The sequence below is a fragment of the Gordonia sp. LUNF6 genome (genome assembly GCF_047041125.1).
Classification (GTDB): Bacteria; Actinomycetota; Actinomycetes; order Mycobacteriales; family Mycobacteriaceae; genus Gordonia; species Gordonia sihwensis.
In genome coordinates, this window is the sequence record NZ_CP178181.1 from 1,549,855 (window position 1) to 1,566,542 (window position 16,688).

Annotated in this window: 17 protein-coding genes and 2 tRNA genes; 15 read left to right on the forward strand and 4 right to left on the reverse strand. The window is 68.0% G+C overall.

The genetic code is table 11. From position 1 onward, the window contains the following. Positions 1–118: 118 nt before the first annotated feature. A complete protein-coding gene (locus tag ACK8HH_RS07220) occupies positions 119–649 on the reverse strand; it encodes a helix-turn-helix domain-containing protein (RefSeq protein WP_045536998.1) in 531 nt (176 codons plus the stop codon). A gap of 77 nt (positions 650–726) precedes the next feature. Between ACK8HH_RS07220 and ACK8HH_RS07225 the strand changes: the two genes are divergently transcribed. The 3 genes from ACK8HH_RS07225 to ACK8HH_RS07235 all read left to right on the forward strand — a co-directional run bounded on the left by ACK8HH_RS07225 (position 727) and on the right by ACK8HH_RS07235 (position 4,127). Continuing rightward, positions 727–1,929 carry a benzoate/H(+) symporter BenE family transporter gene (locus ACK8HH_RS07225; RefSeq protein WP_062367610.1) on the forward strand — a complete coding sequence of 401 codons (1,203 nt, stop codon included), beginning with the start codon at positions 727–729 and terminating at the stop codon, positions 1,927–1,929. A 35-nt stretch (positions 1,930–1,964) separates the two neighbouring features. Continuing rightward, on the forward strand, positions 1,965–2,669 hold the full coding sequence (locus tag ACK8HH_RS07230; protein WP_045537002.1) for an adenosylcobinamide amidohydrolase: 705 nt from the start codon (positions 1,965–1,967) through the stop codon (positions 2,667–2,669). 285 nt (positions 2,670–2,954) lie between these two features. After that, positions 2,955–4,127 (forward strand): IS481 family transposase, encoded by a 1,173-nt coding sequence (locus ACK8HH_RS07235; RefSeq protein ID WP_412475722.1) that lies wholly within the window; start codon positions 2,955–2,957, stop codon positions 4,125–4,127. A 40-nt stretch (positions 4,128–4,167) separates the two neighbouring features. On the opposite strand, the gene ACK8HH_RS07240 is transcribed toward ACK8HH_RS07235, so the two are convergent. Beyond that, positions 4,168–4,241, reverse strand: a tRNA-Gly gene (locus ACK8HH_RS07240). Between the two features lie 156 nt (positions 4,242–4,397). Between ACK8HH_RS07240 and ACK8HH_RS07245 the strand changes: the two genes are divergently transcribed. From ACK8HH_RS07245 to ACK8HH_RS07270, 6 genes are all read left to right on the forward strand, one after another. Then, positions 4,398–4,471: transfer RNA gene (locus ACK8HH_RS07245), tRNA-Pro, on the forward strand. 87 nt (positions 4,472–4,558) lie between these two features. Continuing rightward, positions 4,559–5,929 (forward strand): trigger factor, encoded by a 1,371-nt coding sequence (gene tig / locus ACK8HH_RS07250; protein WP_006896635.1) that lies wholly within the window; start codon positions 4,559–4,561, stop codon positions 5,927–5,929. Positions 5,930–6,218: 289 nt separating this feature from the next. After that, positions 6,219–6,794, forward strand: a complete 576-nt coding sequence (locus tag ACK8HH_RS07255; protein WP_039867541.1) for an ATP-dependent Clp protease proteolytic subunit — start codon at positions 6,219–6,221, stop codon at positions 6,792–6,794. 48 nt (positions 6,795–6,842) lie between these two features. Further along, a complete protein-coding gene (locus tag ACK8HH_RS07260) occupies positions 6,843–7,523 on the forward strand; it encodes an ATP-dependent Clp protease proteolytic subunit (RefSeq protein ID WP_006896637.1) in 681 nt (226 codons plus the stop codon). 102 nt (positions 7,524–7,625) lie between these two features. Next, positions 7,626–8,915 (forward strand): ATP-dependent Clp protease ATP-binding subunit ClpX, encoded by a 1,290-nt coding sequence (gene clpX, locus ACK8HH_RS07265; protein ID WP_006896638.1) that lies wholly within the window; start codon positions 7,626–7,628, stop codon positions 8,913–8,915. Positions 8,916–9,064: 149 nt separating this feature from the next. Then, the gene (locus tag ACK8HH_RS07270; protein ID WP_006896639.1) at positions 9,065–9,676 is read left to right on the forward strand and encodes a molybdenum cofactor guanylyltransferase; all 612 of its coding nucleotides are present in this window, start codon (positions 9,065–9,067) and stop codon (positions 9,674–9,676) included. 7 nt (positions 9,677–9,683) lie between these two features. On the opposite strand, the gene ACK8HH_RS07275 is transcribed toward ACK8HH_RS07270, so the two are convergent. Beyond that, positions 9,684–9,995, reverse strand: coding sequence for a DUF202 domain-containing protein (locus ACK8HH_RS07275; protein WP_006896640.1), 312 nt, complete (start codon positions 9,993–9,995; stop codon positions 9,684–9,686). Further along, positions 9,992–10,381: a YidH family protein gene (locus tag ACK8HH_RS07280; protein WP_412475652.1), complete on the reverse strand. Its 390-nt coding sequence runs from the start codon at positions 10,379–10,381 to the stop codon at positions 9,992–9,994. The genes ACK8HH_RS07275 and ACK8HH_RS07280 overlap by 4 nt, the downstream gene beginning before the upstream one ends. 103 nt (positions 10,382–10,484) lie before the next feature. Here ACK8HH_RS07280 and ACK8HH_RS07285 point away from each other — a divergent pair, with 103 nt between their 5' ends. From ACK8HH_RS07285 to ndk, 6 genes are all read left to right on the forward strand, one after another. Next, positions 10,485–10,961, forward strand: a complete 477-nt coding sequence (locus ACK8HH_RS07285) for a MarR family winged helix-turn-helix transcriptional regulator (RefSeq protein WP_006896642.1) — start codon at positions 10,485–10,487, stop codon at positions 10,959–10,961. Positions 10,962–11,050: 89 nt separating this feature from the next. After that, positions 11,051–13,726: a valine--tRNA ligase gene (locus tag ACK8HH_RS07290; RefSeq protein ID WP_045537006.1), complete on the forward strand. Its 2,676-nt coding sequence runs from the start codon at positions 11,051–11,053 to the stop codon at positions 13,724–13,726. Continuing rightward, on the forward strand, positions 13,723–15,129 hold the full coding sequence (folC, locus tag ACK8HH_RS07295) for a bifunctional tetrahydrofolate synthase/dihydrofolate synthase (protein WP_375002141.1): 1,407 nt from the start codon (positions 13,723–13,725) through the stop codon (positions 15,127–15,129). The genes ACK8HH_RS07290 and folC overlap by 4 nt, the downstream gene beginning before the upstream one ends. Then, on the forward strand, positions 15,126–15,539 hold the full coding sequence (locus ACK8HH_RS07300) for a DUF4233 domain-containing protein (RefSeq protein WP_006896645.1): 414 nt from the start codon (positions 15,126–15,128) through the stop codon (positions 15,537–15,539). Before folC ends, ACK8HH_RS07300 begins: the two co-directional genes overlap by 4 nt. A 132-nt stretch (positions 15,540–15,671) precedes the next feature. Next, on the forward strand, positions 15,672–16,088 hold the full coding sequence (locus ACK8HH_RS07305; RefSeq protein WP_157225324.1) for a hypothetical protein: 417 nt from the start codon (positions 15,672–15,674) through the stop codon (positions 16,086–16,088). An 86-nt stretch (positions 16,089–16,174) separates the two neighbouring features. Further along, entirely contained in the window at positions 16,175–16,591 is a 417-nt protein-coding gene (gene ndk / locus ACK8HH_RS07310; protein ID WP_039867500.1) for a nucleoside-diphosphate kinase, read from the forward strand. Positions 16,592–16,688: the final 97 nt, after the last annotated feature.

Below are 16,688 nucleotides of genomic sequence, written 5' to 3' on the forward strand. Positions count from 1 at the left end.
ACTAGCGCCACCCCCGTGGGCGCTCGAAGAGTATCGTTACACAACCGTTGTACCCGCGCCAACACATTCCGGGTGAACTTCACCTGTGAATCGGGCGAATCGGCAGCTCAGTGGGGTGTCATCGGTCACAGGTGGTGGAGTGGGTGGTGATCACGACGACCGCCTCGGCCGAACCGTCCGGCGCGGCGAATACGTGTTCCCGGTCGCTGGTCCACGCGTGACATTCTCCTGCGTGCACCGTCGCGGGACGGTCGGCGACGCCGACGATCAGCGTCCCCGAGACCACCGACAGCTGTTCGCGCACCCCTTCGCCGTGCGACGGCGACACATGGCGCGCCCCTGCGGGGAACTCGAGGCGGAACACCTCGATGGTCGCGCCGTCGAGATGTCGCGTCGACAACAGCACCGTCACCATGCCGCCGGCCGCGGTGCCGTGTGCGCCGGGAGTCTCGCCCAGCATGCCGGTGAGGGGGACGTCGAGCGGCTCGCACAGGGCGTAGAGGGTTTCGATGTTGGGATTGCGGCGGCCGCTCTCGATCTCCGACAGCGTGGCCTTGCCGATGTCCGCACGGCGCGCCAGCTCCGACAGGCTGAACCCGCGCGCGAGCCGAAGCTCGCGCAGCCGGTCGGCGATTCCGAGGTCGTTCACGTCTGCCGATGGTACGGCGGGAACACCCTCAGGACCGTTCGGTTTACAGAACGTTCGGTTTATGGAACGGTAGTCCCATGACTGAGACCACTCGGAACGCCGAGGTGCGCGGGCGCGAGCGGGTATCGATCGCGGTACCCGTCGGAGCAGGGGTGGTCTGCGCGCTCGTCGGCTTTACCTCGTCTTTCGCGGTGGTCCTGGCCGGGTTGCGGGCCGTCGGGGCCGATGCCGCGCAGGCCGCGTCCGGTCTGTTCGCGGTGTCGGTGGCGATGGGTGCCGCGACGGTCCTGCTGTCGTGGCGGTTCCGGATACCGGTCACCTCGGCGTGGTCGACGCCGGGGGCGGCGCTGCTGGCGACCACCGGGGCGGTCGCCGGCGGGTGGTCGGCAGCCGTCGGGGCATTTCTGTCGTGCGGTGTGCTTCTCGTCGTCACCGGCTGGTGGCCCGGACTCGCGAAGCTGGTGCGGCGGATTCCGGTGTCGATCGCGCAGGCGATGCTGGCGGGCGTGCTGCTGCCGCTGTGCGTGGAACCCCTCCGCGGGCTGGCGACGAACCCGGCGGCGGTCGGACCCGTGCTGGCGGTGTGGCTGGTGCTGCTGAAGGTGCGACCGCGGTGGGCGGTGCCCGGGGCGTTCGGGGCCGCGCTCGTGGTGATCGGAATAGCACTCGCGCGTGACGGCGGCGGTCCGGGACTGGCGGACTTCGTTCCGCAGTTGAGTGTGACCTCGCCGTCGTGGACCGTCGGCGCGTCGATCGGGGCGGCGGTGCCGCTGTATCTGGTGACAATGGCCGCGCAGAACATACCGGGCGTCGCGGTGATGGCCGGCTTCGGCTACGACGTGCCCTGGCGTCCGGCGATGACGGTCACCGGCGTGGGATCGATGCTGGCCGCGCCGTTCGGTGGACACGCGATCAACCTCGCCGCGATCAGCGCGGCCCTCGCCGCGGCGCCCGACGCCGATCCCGATCGGGAACGACGGTGGGTCGCCGGACTGAGCGCCGGCGTCACGTACCTCGTCCTCGGACTCACGTCGACCGGGCTCGTGGCGGTGGTGCTCGCGGCGCCCGACGGGGTCGTTCAGGCGGTCGCCGGCGTCGCACTCCTCGGAGCCTTCGCGAGTGCCTGCGCGGCAGCGATGTCGCAGGTCGACGATCGGCTGCCGGCCGCGGTCACGTTCGTGGTCGCTGCATCGGGGATCGCGGTGGTCGGGGTCGGTTCGGCCTTCTGGGCGTTGCTCGCCGGGATCGTGCTCCGCGGGCTGGGTGTCGGCAGGCCGTGAGCGGCCCGTCGTTCTCGGCTAGCGTGAACGGCGATATGAGCATCGACCTGCAGTTCCTTCGGGCGTTCGGCGACGAGGCTCCGCTCGTCACCAGTCTCTGGCGCGTCGGGCCGGGACGTCGCGGTGTCTCGTCGGCCATGCTCGGCGGCGGTATCGGAGCGGTGGAGTGGGTGCTCAACGTGCAGGTCCCCGGCGACTATCGGCGGATGGACCCGGTGGCGCATCTCCGGGAGGTCGCCGCGGGCAGCGGACTGCGCGGACGCGGAGTGGGCATGCTGACCGCGGCGGCGGTGGATCGGACCGTGACATGCGCCGACGGCGCTGTCACCGCGTCGGCGACCGTCGGGCTGAGGGTGCCGACCTGGGCGGCGGCGCCCGTCGATGCCGCGGATCCGGAACTGGCGCCGTTGCTTCGGTCCGACCGGCCGGTGCCCGGGACCGTTGTGCCGGGGACCGTCAACATCACCGTCGACGTTCCGGTGGCCCTCACCGACGCGGCATTGGTGAACGCCGTCATCACCGTGACGGAAGCCAAGACCCAGGCGTTGCTCGAGGCCGGGTACCCGGCGACCGGAACCGCATCGGACGCCGTCGTGGTGGTCTGCGATCACGGCGGAGAACCCGAGCCCTTCGCGGGGCCGCGGTCGCACTGGGGCGGGGCGCTCGCGCGGGCCGTCCACGCCGCGGTGCGCCACGGCGCTCAGGACTACTCCCGGCGTCTCCGCGACGGCGGGCTCTGACCGTTCGGACGGGACGAGACACTCACGACGATTCAGGGCCGGCCTCCTGTGTCGGAGACCGGCCCTGAAGCGTCGTCTGGAGCGGGTGACGGTGTGTGAGACTGCGACATCGTTGACACGTCTCATCGGGGGTTTTCCGCGCACATCGTTGACACCTGCGGCGCGACATCGTTGACGTTTTGGCCGCGGACATCGTTGACACCTGCAGCGCGACATCGTTGACAGTGACCTCGACGGTGAGCCGATGCCACGATCGGGCATGACAACCGAAGACAAACGACTGGTATCGTCCGCGCGGTCCGCGACCAACACCTCACACCGACACAGGCTGCCGCGCGTTACCGAGTGTCCCGGCAGTGGGTGTACGAACTCCTCAAGCGATACGACCGCGAAGGACCCGCAGGTCTGGTGCCGCGCTCACGAGCTCCCCGTCATCGCCCCGGAACGACCCCGGCAGTGATCACCGACCGAATCATCGCACTGCGCCGACAACTGACCGCCGAAGGCAAAGACGCCGGACCAGAGACCATCGGATGGCACCTGCACAGGGAAGGACTGCAGGTGCCTGCGGCCTCGACGATCCGCCGCATCCTGCACGCCGCGGGCCTGATCACCCCAGAACCCCGCAAACGGCCCCGCAGTTCCTACATCCGCTTCGAAGCCGACCTGCCCAACGAATGCTGGCAAGCCGACATCACTCACTGGTACCTCGCCCACGGAGACCGGGTAGAGATCCTCGACTTTCTCGATGATCACTCTCGATTCCTGCTCCACATCAGCACGCAGAACGCATACACCGGAACAGATGTCGTCACCGTCATGAACGCACTGATCAACCAGTACGGGGCACCGTCATCGACCCTGACCGACAACGGGATGGTGTTCACCACCCGACTCACCGCACGCAACGCCGGCCGTAACGGCTTCGAGAAACTCCTCGAAGCCCACCACATCACCCAGAAGAACGGCTCACCCGGACACCCGCAGACACAAGGCAAGATCGAACGCTTCCACCAAACCCTCAAACGGTGGCTCCGCGCCCGCCCCCGACCCACCACCATCGAGGACCTACAAGCACATCTCAACGACTTCCGCACCTGGTACAACACCGACCGTCCGCACCGTTCGCTAGGCCGCCGCACACCCTGCCAGGCCTACACCGCGCTGGCGAAGGCACATCCGCAGACCACCACTGAACCAGAGTGGCGTACCCGGACCGACCGGATCGACAACCACGGCAAAGTCAGCCTCCGCTACGCCGGCCGCCTACGACACCTCGGAATGGGCCGAGCCAACATCGGCCAGCCAGTACTCATGCTGATCCACGACCACGACGTCATCACCACCCACGCAGAGACCGGCACAATCATCGCCACCCACCACATCGACGACACCCGCGACTACCAGCCGCCAGACAAGAACACACCGACAACCCGCGAACCCCCGGAAAAGCAATGAGTCGCGACATCGTGTGTAAACGATGTCGCGACTCATCACATGGAGCGGGTGACGGGAATCGAACCCGCGTAGCTAGTTTGGAAGACTAGGGCTCTACCATTGAGCTACACCCGCGTGCGGCTGACGTGCCGGGAGTCCCGGCCGCGCTGCGCGCTTGCAGAACTCTACCGAGCCTCGCGCCGATTCACAAAACGGGAGGCGGGTTCGTCGTGGCGGCGCTTCGGCCCGTACTATGTTCCTTTGGTCCCGCCGGTGTTCGGCGTGGCCCGACGGGATGTGGCGCAGCTTGGTAGCGCATCCGCTTTGGGAGCGGAGGGTCGCAGGTTCAAATCCTGTCATCCCGACGAAGATGTCGCAGGCCCGACGGCACCGCCGGAGAACGGTCCGACAGTACGAACTGCCAGCACGAACCGACAAGGAGTACCAACACCGTGAAGAGCACCGTCGAGCAGCTGAGCCCGACCCGAGTCAAGCTGAATGTCGAGGTTCCGTTCGAGGAACTCTCCGGTGACTTCGACCGCGCGTACAAGTCGCTCGCCCAGCAGATCCGCATCCCCGGCTTCCGCCCGGGCAAGGCTCCGGCCAAGCTGATCGAGGCGCGTGTCGGCCGGCAGGCGATCCTGGAGCAGGTCGTGAACGACGCCGTTCCGGCGAAGTACTCGCAGGCCGTCACCGAGGCCGAGATCAAGGCCATCAGTCAGCCCGAGATCGATCTGGCCGAGCTCGTCTACGGCGAGCCGGTGAAGTTCACCGCCGAGGTCGACGTCCGCCCGGAGATCGAACTGCCGGAGTTCTCGTCCATCGCCGTCGAGGTCGACCCGATCGAGATCGCCGACGCCGACGTGGAAGAGGAGCTCGACAACCTGCGGGGCCGGTTCGGCACCCTCGTCGGAGTCGACCGCGGCGTCACCGGCGGCGACTTCGTGTCACTGGACCTGTCGGCGACCGTCGGCGGTGAGACCGTCGAAGACGCCTCCACCGAGGGGCTCTCGCACGAGGTCGGCAGCGACACCCTGATCGAGGGCCTGGACGAGGCGCTCGAGGGCGTCAAGGCCGGCGACTCGGCCACCTTCACCTCCAAGCTGGTCGCCGGTGACCATGCCGGCGAGGACGCCGAGATCACGGCCAAGGTGAACTCGGTGAAGGTCCGTGAACTGCCGGAGCTGGACGATGAGTTCGCTCAGATGGCCTCGGAGTTCGACACCGTCGACGAACTGCGCGACAGCGTTCGCGATCGGGTCGCCGACTCGAAGAAGTACGAGCAGGCGGGCGCCATCCGTGACGCCGTCCTGGAGCAGCTGCTCGACACCGTCGACTTCCCGCTGCCCGAGTCCGTCGTCGCCGACGAGGTCGAGGCCGTTCAGCACCAGCTGGTCCACGCCCTCGGACACGACGACGCACAGGTCGACCGCTTCCTCGAAGCGCAGGGCAAGACCCGCGAGGAGTGGGACGCCGAGAGCAAGGCCGACGCGGAGAAGTCGGTGCGCACTCAGCTGCTGCTCGACGCCATCGCCGACGCGACGGAGGTGGAGGTCGCTCAGGACGAGCTGACCCAGCAGATCCTGATGCAGTCGCAGCGCTACGGCATCGCGCCGCAGGAGTTCATCCAGCAGCTGCAGAACGCCAACCAGATCGGCGCGCTGTACGCCGACGTGCGCCGCAACAAGGCGCTCGCCGAGGTCATCGGCGAGGTCAAGGTCACCGACACCAACGGCGAGACCATCGACACCAAGGCCTTCTTCGGATCGGCGGACGACACTGAGAGCGATGAGGCCGAGACCGACGAGGCCGAGGACGCCTGACCGCCGGCCTCCGACACCACGGCGACAGCCGGGACGAGTGATCGTCCCGGCTGTCGCGCTGTCAGAGGGCCTTCGACCGGGGATCGAACATCCGCCGAACCGTTCCGCTGTAAGCGAATAAGGGGTGTCGGAGGAACAACCCCGGGGGTGGAATTGATTAATCTCGGTGACAGCTTCTCCGAAGGACGGGCGCGATGCGTCCGATGGACTCGGTCGACGAGACCTTCCGGGGAGATCCGCACCGTTAGACAGATGGGACATCTCAGTGAGCAATCTGTACACGCCCTCGATGAGCTCGGGCGCAGTCGGCCTGAACCTGACCGACTCGGTCTTCGAGCGTCTGCTTCGCGAGCGCATCATCTTCCTGGGCACCCAGGTCGACGACGACATCGCGAACCGCCTCTGCGCGCAGATCCTGCTGCTCGCGGCCGAGGATCCGACCAAGGACATCAACCTCTACATCAACTCGCCGGGCGGCAGCGTGACCGCGGGGATGGCCATCTTCGACACGATGCAGCTCGCGTCGTGCGATGTCGCCACGTACGCGATGGGCATGGCCGCCTCGATGGGACAGTTCCTCCTGGCCGCCGGCGCCAAGGGCAAGCGTCACGCGCTGCCGCACGCGCGGATCATGATGCACCAGCCGTCGGCGGGCATCGGTGGCACGGCCGCGGACATCGCCATCCAGGCCGAGCAGTTCGCCGCCACCAAGCGTGAGATGAACCGGCTCAACGCCGAGTTCACCGGCCAGCCGCTGGAGAAGATCGAGGCGGACGCCGACCGCGACAACTGGTTCACCGCCGAGGAGGCCAAGGCCTACGGCTTCGTCGACCACGTCGTGACCAGCGCGGGCGCGGTCGCCTGATCCCGTCGCCACCCACGTTCACCTCACTTCACCGGTTACGGAGAGAACATGACTAACCTGCTTCCCGCCGACGTCCGCGCGGGCATCCCGGATGCGGCCCTGGCGCTCAAGAGCATCGAGGCTCGGTACATCCTGCCGTCGTTCATCGAGAACACCCCCAACGGCCAGCGCCAGTACGACCCGTACGCCAAGCTGTTCGAAGAGCGGATCGTCTTCGTGGGAACGCCCATCGATCAGACGGTCGCCAACGACGTGATGGCCCAGCTGCTGGTCCTGGAGAGCCAGGACCCCGACCGCGACATCACCATGTACATCAACTCGCCCGGCGGCAGCGTGCCCGACATGCTCGCCATCTACGACACCATGCAGTACGTGCACTGCGACGTGATGACCGTCTGCCTCGGCGAGGCGGCCTCGGCCGCGGCGATCCTGCTGGCCGGCGGCACGCCGGGCAAGCGTGCGGCGCTGCCGAACGCGACGGTGCTGATCCATCAGCCGCGCACCGGCGGTGCCTACCAGGGCCAGGTGTCGGATCTGGAGATCCAGGCGGCGGAGATCGAGCGCATCCGCAGGCGGCTGGACGAGATCCTCGCCTCGCACACCGGCCAGGACCCGGAGAAGATCCGCAAGGACACCGACCGCGACAACATCCTCACGGCCGACCAGGCCAAGGAGTACGGAATCGTCGACGAGGTGTTCGACTACCGCAAGAAGTCGGCGCGGAGCTGAGCGAACGTCGAATCTCAGCGACTGCCGCATTTCGGCTCGTCGAAGGCATCGTGCGCGGGTACCGTCGAGGTTGTCCGCAGATAGGGAAGTAGGTGGGGCGTAGTGGCGCGAATGGGAGACGGTGGTGACCTCCTGAAGTGCTCTTTCTGCGGCAAGAGCCAGAAACAGGTCAAGAAGCTTATCGCAGGTCCGGGGGTGTACATCTGTGACGAGTGCATCGACCTCTGCAACGAGATCATCGAGGAGGAACTCGCCGAGACCAGCGATGTGAAGCTCGACGAGTTGCCCAAGCCCGCGGAGATCCGGGACTTCCTGGACAACTATGTGGTGGGCCAGGATTCGGCCAAGCGCACCCTCGCGGTGGCCGTCTACAACCACTACAAGCGCATCCAGGCGGGTGAGAAGAAGTCCGGCGACAAGCGCTCGTCCGCGGTGGAGCCCGTGGAACTGGCGAAGTCGAACATCCTCATGCTCGGCCCCACGGGCTGCGGCAAGACGTACCTGGCGCAGACCCTCGCGAAGATGCTCAACGTCCCGTTCGCGATCGCGGACGCCACCGCACTGACCGAGGCCGGCTACGTGGGCGAGGACGTCGAGAACATCCTCCTGAAGCTGATCCAGGCCGCCGACTACGACGTCAAGCGGGCCGAGACCGGCATCATCTACATCGACGAGGTCGACAAGATCGCCCGCAAGAGCGAGAACCCGTCGATCACCCGCGACGTGTCGGGCGAGGGCGTGCAGCAGGCGCTGCTGAAGATCCTGGAGGGAACGCAGGCCAGCGTGCCGCCGCAGGGCGGCCGCAAGCATCCCCATCAGGAGTTCATCCAGATCGACACGACCAATGTGCTCTTCATCGTCGCGGGTGCGTTCGCCGGCCTCGAGAAGGTGGTCGACGAGCGGATCGGCAAGCGCAGCATCGGCTTCGGCAACGACGTCCCGAGTAAGGACAAGGTCGACACGACCGACCACTTCGCCGAGGTGATGCCCGAGGATCTGATCAAGTTCGGTCTGATCCCCGAGTTCATCGGGCGCCTGCCGGTGGTCGCATCGGTCGCGAACCTCGACAAGGAGGCGCTGGTCTCGATTCTGTCGGAGCCCAAGAACGCGCTCGTCAAGCAGTACGTGCGCCTGTTCGAGATGGACAACGTCGAACTCGAGTTCAGTCAGGACGCGCTCGAAGCAGTGGCCGACCAGGCGATCCACCGGGGAACCGGAGCGCGTGGTCTGCGGGCCATCATGGAAGAGGTACTGCTGCCGGTGATGTACGACATTCCGAGCCGCGACGATGTGGCCAAGGTGGTCGTCACGGGGGAGACGGTGCGCGACAACGTGCTGCCGACCATCGTGCCGCGCAGCGAAGACGAGGGGCCGCGCGAGAAGTCGGCCTGACCGAGAATCACGACACGGCCGGTGTTCCCGTCGAGACGGGGACGCCGGCCGTCGTCGTGCGCGGCCCGGCTCCCGTGCGATGCAGCCCGCGGCCGACCGTTTGAACCAAGACGGACCCGGTTCCGCGGAGTCTTTGGGACACTGGGCAGATGACGCGCACGGGCGAAGACAGACTGGCCGGAATCATCCTCGCGGGCGGGCGTTCCCGCCGCATGGGGCAGGACAAGGCGGCGATGGAGTGGGACGGCGCGCCGATGCTCAGCCGGATCGCATGGGCGATCAGCGCCCGGTGCGAACCGGTGCTGGTCGCGGCGCCGCGGACATCGCAGGCGTACCTCGAGCTGAGCGACGAGACGGACCTCGACTGGGTCACCACGGAGAAGGCGGGCAGCGGCCCCCTCGGTGGACTGGTGGCGGCGTTGCAGGCGGCGGCGGACGCCGGTGCCGAGGCGGCCTTCGTCTGCGCCACCGACATGCCGCTCGTGGACACCGGGCTGATCGACGAGCTCCTGGACGGGCTGACCGAATCGACCGACGTCGTCGTCGCGCACGAGGGCGGGCGCGATCACCCGATGGCCGGCGTCTACCGCACTCGCTCTGCGCAGCAACTCGCCGACCTCGTGGAGAAGGGCGAGCTCCGGATGGGTGCGGCCCTCGATGCGCTCGTCACACGCCGCATCGGGGTCTCGGACCCGGACTGGCTCACCAACGTCGACGCACCCGAGGACCTGCATCGATTGCGCAGTTCGCGCGCATCGTGAGGGCCGGTCAGCCGAAGACCATATCGGCTATGGCGAGTGCGGTACCCGCTAGCGCGATGACGACCACCACGCCAACGGTCGCGACCATCGTCGGCCAGACCGAACCGGTCCCGGCGACACGGTCAGGCCCCTTCGGAAAGTGCCGGACGGCGACGTGGCACAGGACGACACCGGCGACGAACGTGCAGAGGGCCGCCGCCGGGAATCCGTGACGCAGGGCGGCGAAGCCGGCGGCCGCGCAGGCGAGCAGGACGGAGAGGCCGGTCCGCTGCCAGGCCAATGCGGTGCGCTGCGGTTGGAGGCCCGGGTCGATGCTCACGAGAGACGCAGAATCGACACGACGCCGAAGCCGACGAGCCCAGCGGCGACGACCGCGATGCCCATGACGAGCCAGGGCAGCGGCAGCGGAGGCGGCAAGGGCAGGCCGAGTCGCAGGGCCCACTCGTTGCGCCGCCACGAGAGCAGTGCGACGATAGCGAGCGCGCCGCCGGCGACGCATGCCACCAGAGACAGCAGGTGGACGACCATCGGAGACGAGGTCAGGCCGGCGACGGTCGTCAGCGTGATACCGCCGGCGATCAGGGCGAGAGCGGTGCGGACCCAGGCCAGTGCCGTGCGTTCGTTCGCGAGGGAGAAGCGGACGTCCGGCTCCTCACCGACGGAGTAGACGGCGGCGGGTCGGCGTTGCGGGAGGGTATTGCTCATTGATCTCAATCGTCGTGGCCGGTGCCGGGGTACCGGCGCGGAGGCGTGTCGACATGAACAGCGTCGACGTAAATAGTTCTGTAGCAGACAGAAGTAGATTAACATGACTGAAACCGAGCCCGGTGTGGACCGGGTCACAGAAGACGACGGCGCGTGGGAGTTGACCGCTGTGATCACGCAGCTGCGCCGGTCGCTGCGGTCGAGCGTGCGCGAGGACTTCGCGTGGGAGTCGCTGCCGATGGCGCAGGTCGAGTTCCTGCAGCGCCTCGCGCGGGAGCCGGGACTGCGGATCGGCGAGCTGGCCCGCAAACACCGGATGGCGACCAACACGGTCAGCACTCTGGTGAATCAGATGGTGAAGAACGGGCTGATCGTCCGAGAACCGGTCCCTGACGACCGCCGCGCTGTCCAGGTACGGCTCACCGAGGTCGGGCGCACCCGGCTGGACGAGTGGACGCGGGCGAACGAGCGGCGGATCTCGGAGGCGCTGGCCGGGCTGGACGGCGACCAGCGCGCGGCGATCAGGGTCGCGGTGCCCGCGCTCGCAGCGCTCGCGGCGCGACTCGACGACCTCGGCTGACACCGGGACCGGGGCTCGGGGAGTGAGCCAGGCCGCTTACGGCGACATGGCGGCGACGGCGGTGCGCGGTGTTCTCTAGAATCACCCAGGTGACCAGTGCGCAATCCCGTGACCCAGAGACCACCGCCGAAGCCCTGCCGAAGAGCTGGGACCCGAGTGCGGTAGAGGCAGACCTCTACCAGGGCTGGGTGGACGCCGGGTACTTCACGGCCGACGCCTCGAGTGCCAAGCCGGGCTACTCGATCGTCCTGCCGCCGCCGAACGTGACCGGCTCGCTCCACATGGGCCACGCTCTCGATCACACCCTGATGGACACGCTGACGCGCCGCAAGCGCATGCAGGGCTACGAGGTGCTGTGGCTGCCGGGCATGGATCACGCGGGAATCGCGACGCAGACGATCGTCGAGAAGCAGCTCGCGGCGGAGGGCACCAGCCGCGAGGAACTCGGCCGTGAAGCCTTCATCGAGCGCGTGTGGCAGTGGAAGGCCGAGTCCGGCGGCACCATCGCCGGCCAGATGCGCAGGCTCGGCGACGGCGTCGACTGGAGCCGCGACCGCTTCACCATGGACGAGGGGCTCTCCCGCGCGGTCCAGACGATCTTCAAGCGGATGTACGACGACGGGCTGATCTACCGGGCCGAGCGCCTCGTGAACTGGTCGCCCGCCCAGCAGACCGCCATCTCCGACATCGAGGTCAAGTACGAGGACGTCGAGGGAGAGCTCGTCTCGTTCCGGTACGGATCGCTCGACGACGCCGAGCCGCACATCGTCGTCGCGACCACCCGCATGGAGACGATGCTCGGCGACACCGCCATCGCGGTCCATCCCGACGACGAGCGCTACCGCGATCTGATCGGCGTCGAGCTCGATCACCCGTTCCTGGATCGGAAGATCCCGGTCATCGCCGACGACTACGTCGACCCGGAGTTCGGATCCGGCGCGGTCAAGATCACGCCGGCCCACGACCCGAACGACTTCGCCATCGGGCAGCGGCACCATCTCCCGATGATCACGATCATGGACGAGACCGCCAGGATCGAGGGGACCGGGACGCGGTTCGACGGACTCGACCGCTTCGAGGCCAGGGTCGCGGTTCGCGAGGCCCTGGCCGAACAGGGGCGCATCGTCAAGGAGGTGCGGCCGTACCTGCACAGCGTCGGGCACTCCGAGCGCGCGGGCGAGCCGATCGAGCCGCGGCTGTCGATGCAGTGGTGGGTCAGCGTCGAAGCCCTCGCCAAGGCCGCGGGCGACGCCGTCCGCGATTCGGAGACGGTGATCCATCCGGCGAGCCAGGAACCGCGCTGGTTCGCATGGGTCGACGACATGCACGACTGGACCATCTCCCGGCAGCTGTGGTGGGGGCATCGGATCCCGATCTGGTACGGCCCGAACGGCGAGGTGGAGTGCTTCGGTCCGGACGACACCGTGCCCGAGGGCTGGGAGCAGGACCCGGACGTCCTCGACACCTGGTTCTCGTCGGGACTGTGGCCCTTCTCCACCATGGGATGGCCGGACAAGACCGCCGAGCTGGACAAGTTCTATCCCACCTCGGTGCTGGTGACCGGTTACGACATCCTGTTCTTCTGGGTGGCCCGGATGATGATGTTCGGCACCTACGTCGGCAAGCTCGACGCGAGCGGGTTCTCCGGCCGAGACGCACGGGTGCCGTTCCACGACGTCTTCCTGCACGGTCTGGTCCGTGACGAGCACGGGCGCAAGATGAGCAAGTCGAAGGGCAACGGCATCGACCCGCTCGACTGGGTCGACCGATTCGGCGCCGACGCACTGCGCTTCACGCTCGCACGCGGCGCCAATCCGGGCAGCGACATCTCGGTGGGCGAGTCCCACGCGCAGAGCTCGCGCAACTTCGCCACCAAACTGTTCAACGCCACCAAGTTCGCCCTGATGAACGGTGCGCGCGTGGGCGAACTCCCCGCCGGCGAACAGCTGACGGTCGCCGACCGCTGGATCCTGTCCCGGCTCGACGAGGTGCTCGCGGAGGTCGACGAGGGCTTCGAGAGCTACGAGTTCTCGAAGGCGTGCGAGGCGCTCTACCACTTCGCGTGGGACGAGGTCTGCGACTGGTACCTCGAGCTGTCGAAGGTCCAGGTGGCCGAGGGCGGTGAGCGGGCCGAGCGGACCGCGCTGGTCCTGGGCACCGTTCTCGACAAGTTGCTGCGGGCGCTGCATCCGGTGATGCCGTTCGTGACCGAGGTGCTGTGGAAGACGCTCACCGGGTCGGAGTCGGTGGTCGTGGCGCAGTGGCCGACGCCGTCGGGCGCGCCCGCCGACGTCGACGCCGCCCGCCGCGTGGAGGACCTGCAGAAGCTGATCACGGAGGTCCGTCGGTTCCGCAGCGACCAGGGTCTCAAGCCGGGGCAGCGGGTCGCCGCGACCGTCGACGGACTCGACGCCGCGGGGCTGGCCGAACTGCGCCCGCAACTCGATTCGCTGGCCCGGCTCGAGGGCGCGGGCGACGGCTTCGCGGCCACCGCGACCGTGGAGGTCCGCCTCTCCACCGGCACCGCGACCGTCGCGATCGACACCTCCGGGACGGTCGACGTCGAAGCCGAGCGCAAGCGCGCCGCCAAGGATCTGGCCGCCGCGGAGAAGGAGCTCGCGGGCACGTCCGCCAAACTCGGCAACGAGCAGTTCCTGTCGAAGGCGCCCGACGCGGTCGTCGAGAAGATCAAGACGCGCCGGGATCTCGCCGAGGCCGAGGTGGCGCGGCTGAAGGCCAAACTCGAGGGGCTGGCCGGCCGGTGACGCGCTCACGCGATTCCGCCGACGATCTCGCCGAACTCCACGCGCTCGAAGCCGAACTCGACACGCGTTGGCCCGAGACCCGGATCGAGCCGTCTCTGACCCGGATCAACGCGCTGATGGAACTGCTGGGCAACCCGCAGCACGCGTACCCCTCGATCCACGTGGCGGGAACCAACGGCAAGACCTCGGTGACCCGGATGATCGATTCGCTGCTCCGCGCCTTCCATCGGCGTACGGGCCGGATCACCAGCCCGCATCTGCAGTCGGTGACCGAACGGATCGCCATCGACGGCGCGCCGATACCGGCGCGCACCTACATCGACACCTATCGCGACATCGAGCCGTACGTGACGATGGTCGACGACTCGTCGACGGCCGGCGGCGGACCTCGGATGAGCAAGTTCGAGGTGCTGACCGCCATCGCGTACGCGGCCTTCGCGGAGGCCCCGATCGAGGTGGCCGTCGTCGAGACCGGTATGGGCGGGCGCTGGGACGCCACCAATGTGATCGACTCGCAGGTCGCGGTGATCACCCCGATCGCAATGGACCACGCCGACTATCTGGGCGATACCCTGGCCGCCATCGCGGGCGAGAAGGCCGGGATCATCAAGCCGGGGCCGTCGGACGCGGTGATCCCGATGGATCCGGTCACGGTGATCGCACCTCAGCAGCCCGAGGTGACCGATGTGCTGCTGCGGGCCTCGGTGGAGGCAGGCACCATCGTCGCCCGGCAGGACTCGGAGTTCACCGTCCTCGAGGCCACCACCGCCGTCGGCGGACAACTGCTCACGATCCGCGGTCTCGGCGGCGTCTACGACGAGATCTTCCTGCCCCTGCACGGTGCGCATCAGGCGCAGAACGCGGCACTCGCACTCGCCGCGGTCGAGGCCTTCTTCGGTGCGGGCGCCGACCGCAGGCTCGACGTCGACTCGGTGCGAGCCGGTTTCGCCGATGTCGCCAGTCCCGGCCGTCTCGAGCGGGTGCGCAGCGCCCCGAGCGTCTTCGTCGACGCCGCGCACAATCCGCACGGCGCCCGCGCGCTCGCCCAAGCGCTGGTCTCGGAGTTCGACTTCCGCAGGCTCGTCGGGGTGATCGGCGTCCTCGGCGACAAGGACGCGCGCGGTGTGCTCACCGAACTCGAGCCGGTGCTCGACGTCGTCGTCCTGACCAACAACGGCTCGCCCCGAGCGCTCGACACCGACGCGCTCGCCGACATCGCGAACGACGTGTTCGGAGCCGAACGCGTGGTGGTGGAACCGTTCCTTCCGGACGCGGTCGAGGCCGCCGTCTCGCTCGCCGAGGAGGGCGAGGGGGGAGCGGTCTCCGGAGCCGGTGTGATCATCACCGGATCCGTCGTCACCGCGGGCGCGGGCCGTACACTCTTCGGCAAGGAGCCGTCATGACCGAGAAATCGATTCCGGAGAACGCCGCGCAGTTCACCCCGCCCGCCGCCGACCCGTGGAAGGGCTTCCGAGGGGTCATGGCGGGGACGTTGATCCTCGAGGTGATCGTGGTCGCGCTCGCGTTCCCGGTGGTGGCGAAGCTGGCCGGCGGCGTCACCTGGGCGTCCGGACTCTACCTCGGCATCGTGACGCTGATCCTGCTGCTGTTGTCCGGCCGTCAGGGCAGGCCCCGCGCGCTGGAGGTCAACCTGGTGATGCAGGTGTTCGTGATCGCGGGAGGATTCTTCCACTGGTCCATCGCGATCGTCGGCGTCATCTTCCTGATCGTGTGGATCTACATCGCGTACATCAAGCGCGACGTCGAGAAGCGGATCGAGCAGGGGCGGCTGCCGGGCCAGCACCCGATCTGATCGGCCCGGACGCGCTCGGCTCCCGCGGAATCGTCGATTTCTGCGACCGTCGGTTACACTCACTCACCACTGTGTCGTACGACACGGCAGCAATCGAATCGATGGAGGCAGTGGATGGGGAGGACCTACAGGGTGACGAGTCGCGCAGGCCGGGTGGGGATCGTAGTCGGGGCCGTCGCTGCGGCGACGGTGCTGGCGGCGCCGATCGCGAGCGCGGAGCCTTCGTCGCAGCCGTCGCAGCCGTCGCAGACACCGGAAGCGAGCATTCCGATGCCGGTGCGCGAGGGGGCGCTCGGCTATCTCGCGACGCGGTCCTCGACCCTGTGGCTCGCCGACCGCGGCGTCGACCAGGTGATCGCCAACCTGCCCGCGCCGCCCGCGTACTCCAGCGCCAACCGGCAGATGGCCAAGACGCTCAAGCAGGAGCTCGATGCGGCCGTCGACACGCCGGGCGCGTGCCTGCAGATCATCGTCGACGGTCCCGGCCAGGCGGGCGGGGTGTTCAACTACGGGTTCTTCGCCGTCGAGAAGCAGTACTGCCCGAAGTGACTCGGGCGCGGTGAGTCAGGCACGGTGAACCCGCCCGCGGGGGTGGGACGGTGCGGGCGGTGTCGTGCATCGCTACAGTGTCCTGCGTGACTGAACAGACTCTCGTCCTCATCAAGCCCGACGGCGTCCAGCGCGGACTGGTCGGCGAAGTGATCGCCCGCATCGAGCGCAAGGGACTGCGCCTGGCTGCCCTGGAACTGCGTGACGTGACCGTCGAGGTCGCGAGCGAGCACTACGCCGAGCACGCCGAGCGGCCGTTCTACGGCTCGCTGCTCGAGTTCATCACCTCGGGTCCGGTCGTCGCGGCCGTCGTCGAAGGTCCGCGGGCCATCTCCGCATTCCGCCAGCTCGCCGGCGGCACCGATCCCGTCGAGAAGGCCACGCCGGGCACCATCCGGGGTGACTTCGCGCTGGAAACGCAGTTCAACATCGTGCACGGATCGGATTCGCCCGAATCCGCGGCGCGTGAGATCGCTCTCTGGTTCCCCTCTCTGAACTCCTGATTCGACGACGCCGACACGGCGCGCGGGAGCCTTTTCGTCACTCGTGTGCGGGTTACGGCCCGTGATGTGGGATACTTGCCTAGTCGTCGGAGTCACG

Bases quoted from the DNA above. Each gene is read 5' to 3' on its own strand.
- ACK8HH_RS07225 (WP_062367610.1), top strand. From the start codon at position 727: ATGACTGAGACCACTCGGAACGCCGAGGTGCGCGGGCGCGAGCGGGTA.
- ACK8HH_RS07230 (WP_045537002.1), top strand. From the start codon at position 1,965: ATGAGCATCGACCTGCAGTTCCTTCGGGCGTTCGGCGACGAGGCTCCG.
- ACK8HH_RS07255 (WP_039867541.1), top strand. From the start codon at position 6,219: ATGAGCTCGGGCGCAGTCGGCCTGAACCTGACCGACTCGGTCTTCGAG.
- ACK8HH_RS07260 (WP_006896637.1), top strand. From the start codon at position 6,843: ATGACTAACCTGCTTCCCGCCGACGTCCGCGCGGGCATCCCGGATGCG.
- ACK8HH_RS07270 (WP_006896639.1), top strand. From the start codon at position 9,065: ATGACGCGCACGGGCGAAGACAGACTGGCCGGAATCATCCTCGCGGGC.
- ACK8HH_RS07280 (WP_412475652.1), bottom strand. From the start codon at position 10,381: ATGAGCAATACCCTCCCGCAACGCCGACCCGCCGCCGTCTACTCCGTC.
- ACK8HH_RS07285 (WP_006896642.1), top strand. From the start codon at position 10,485: ATGACTGAAACCGAGCCCGGTGTGGACCGGGTCACAGAAGACGACGGC.
- ACK8HH_RS07300 (WP_006896645.1), top strand. From the start codon at position 15,126: ATGACCGAGAAATCGATTCCGGAGAACGCCGCGCAGTTCACCCCGCCC.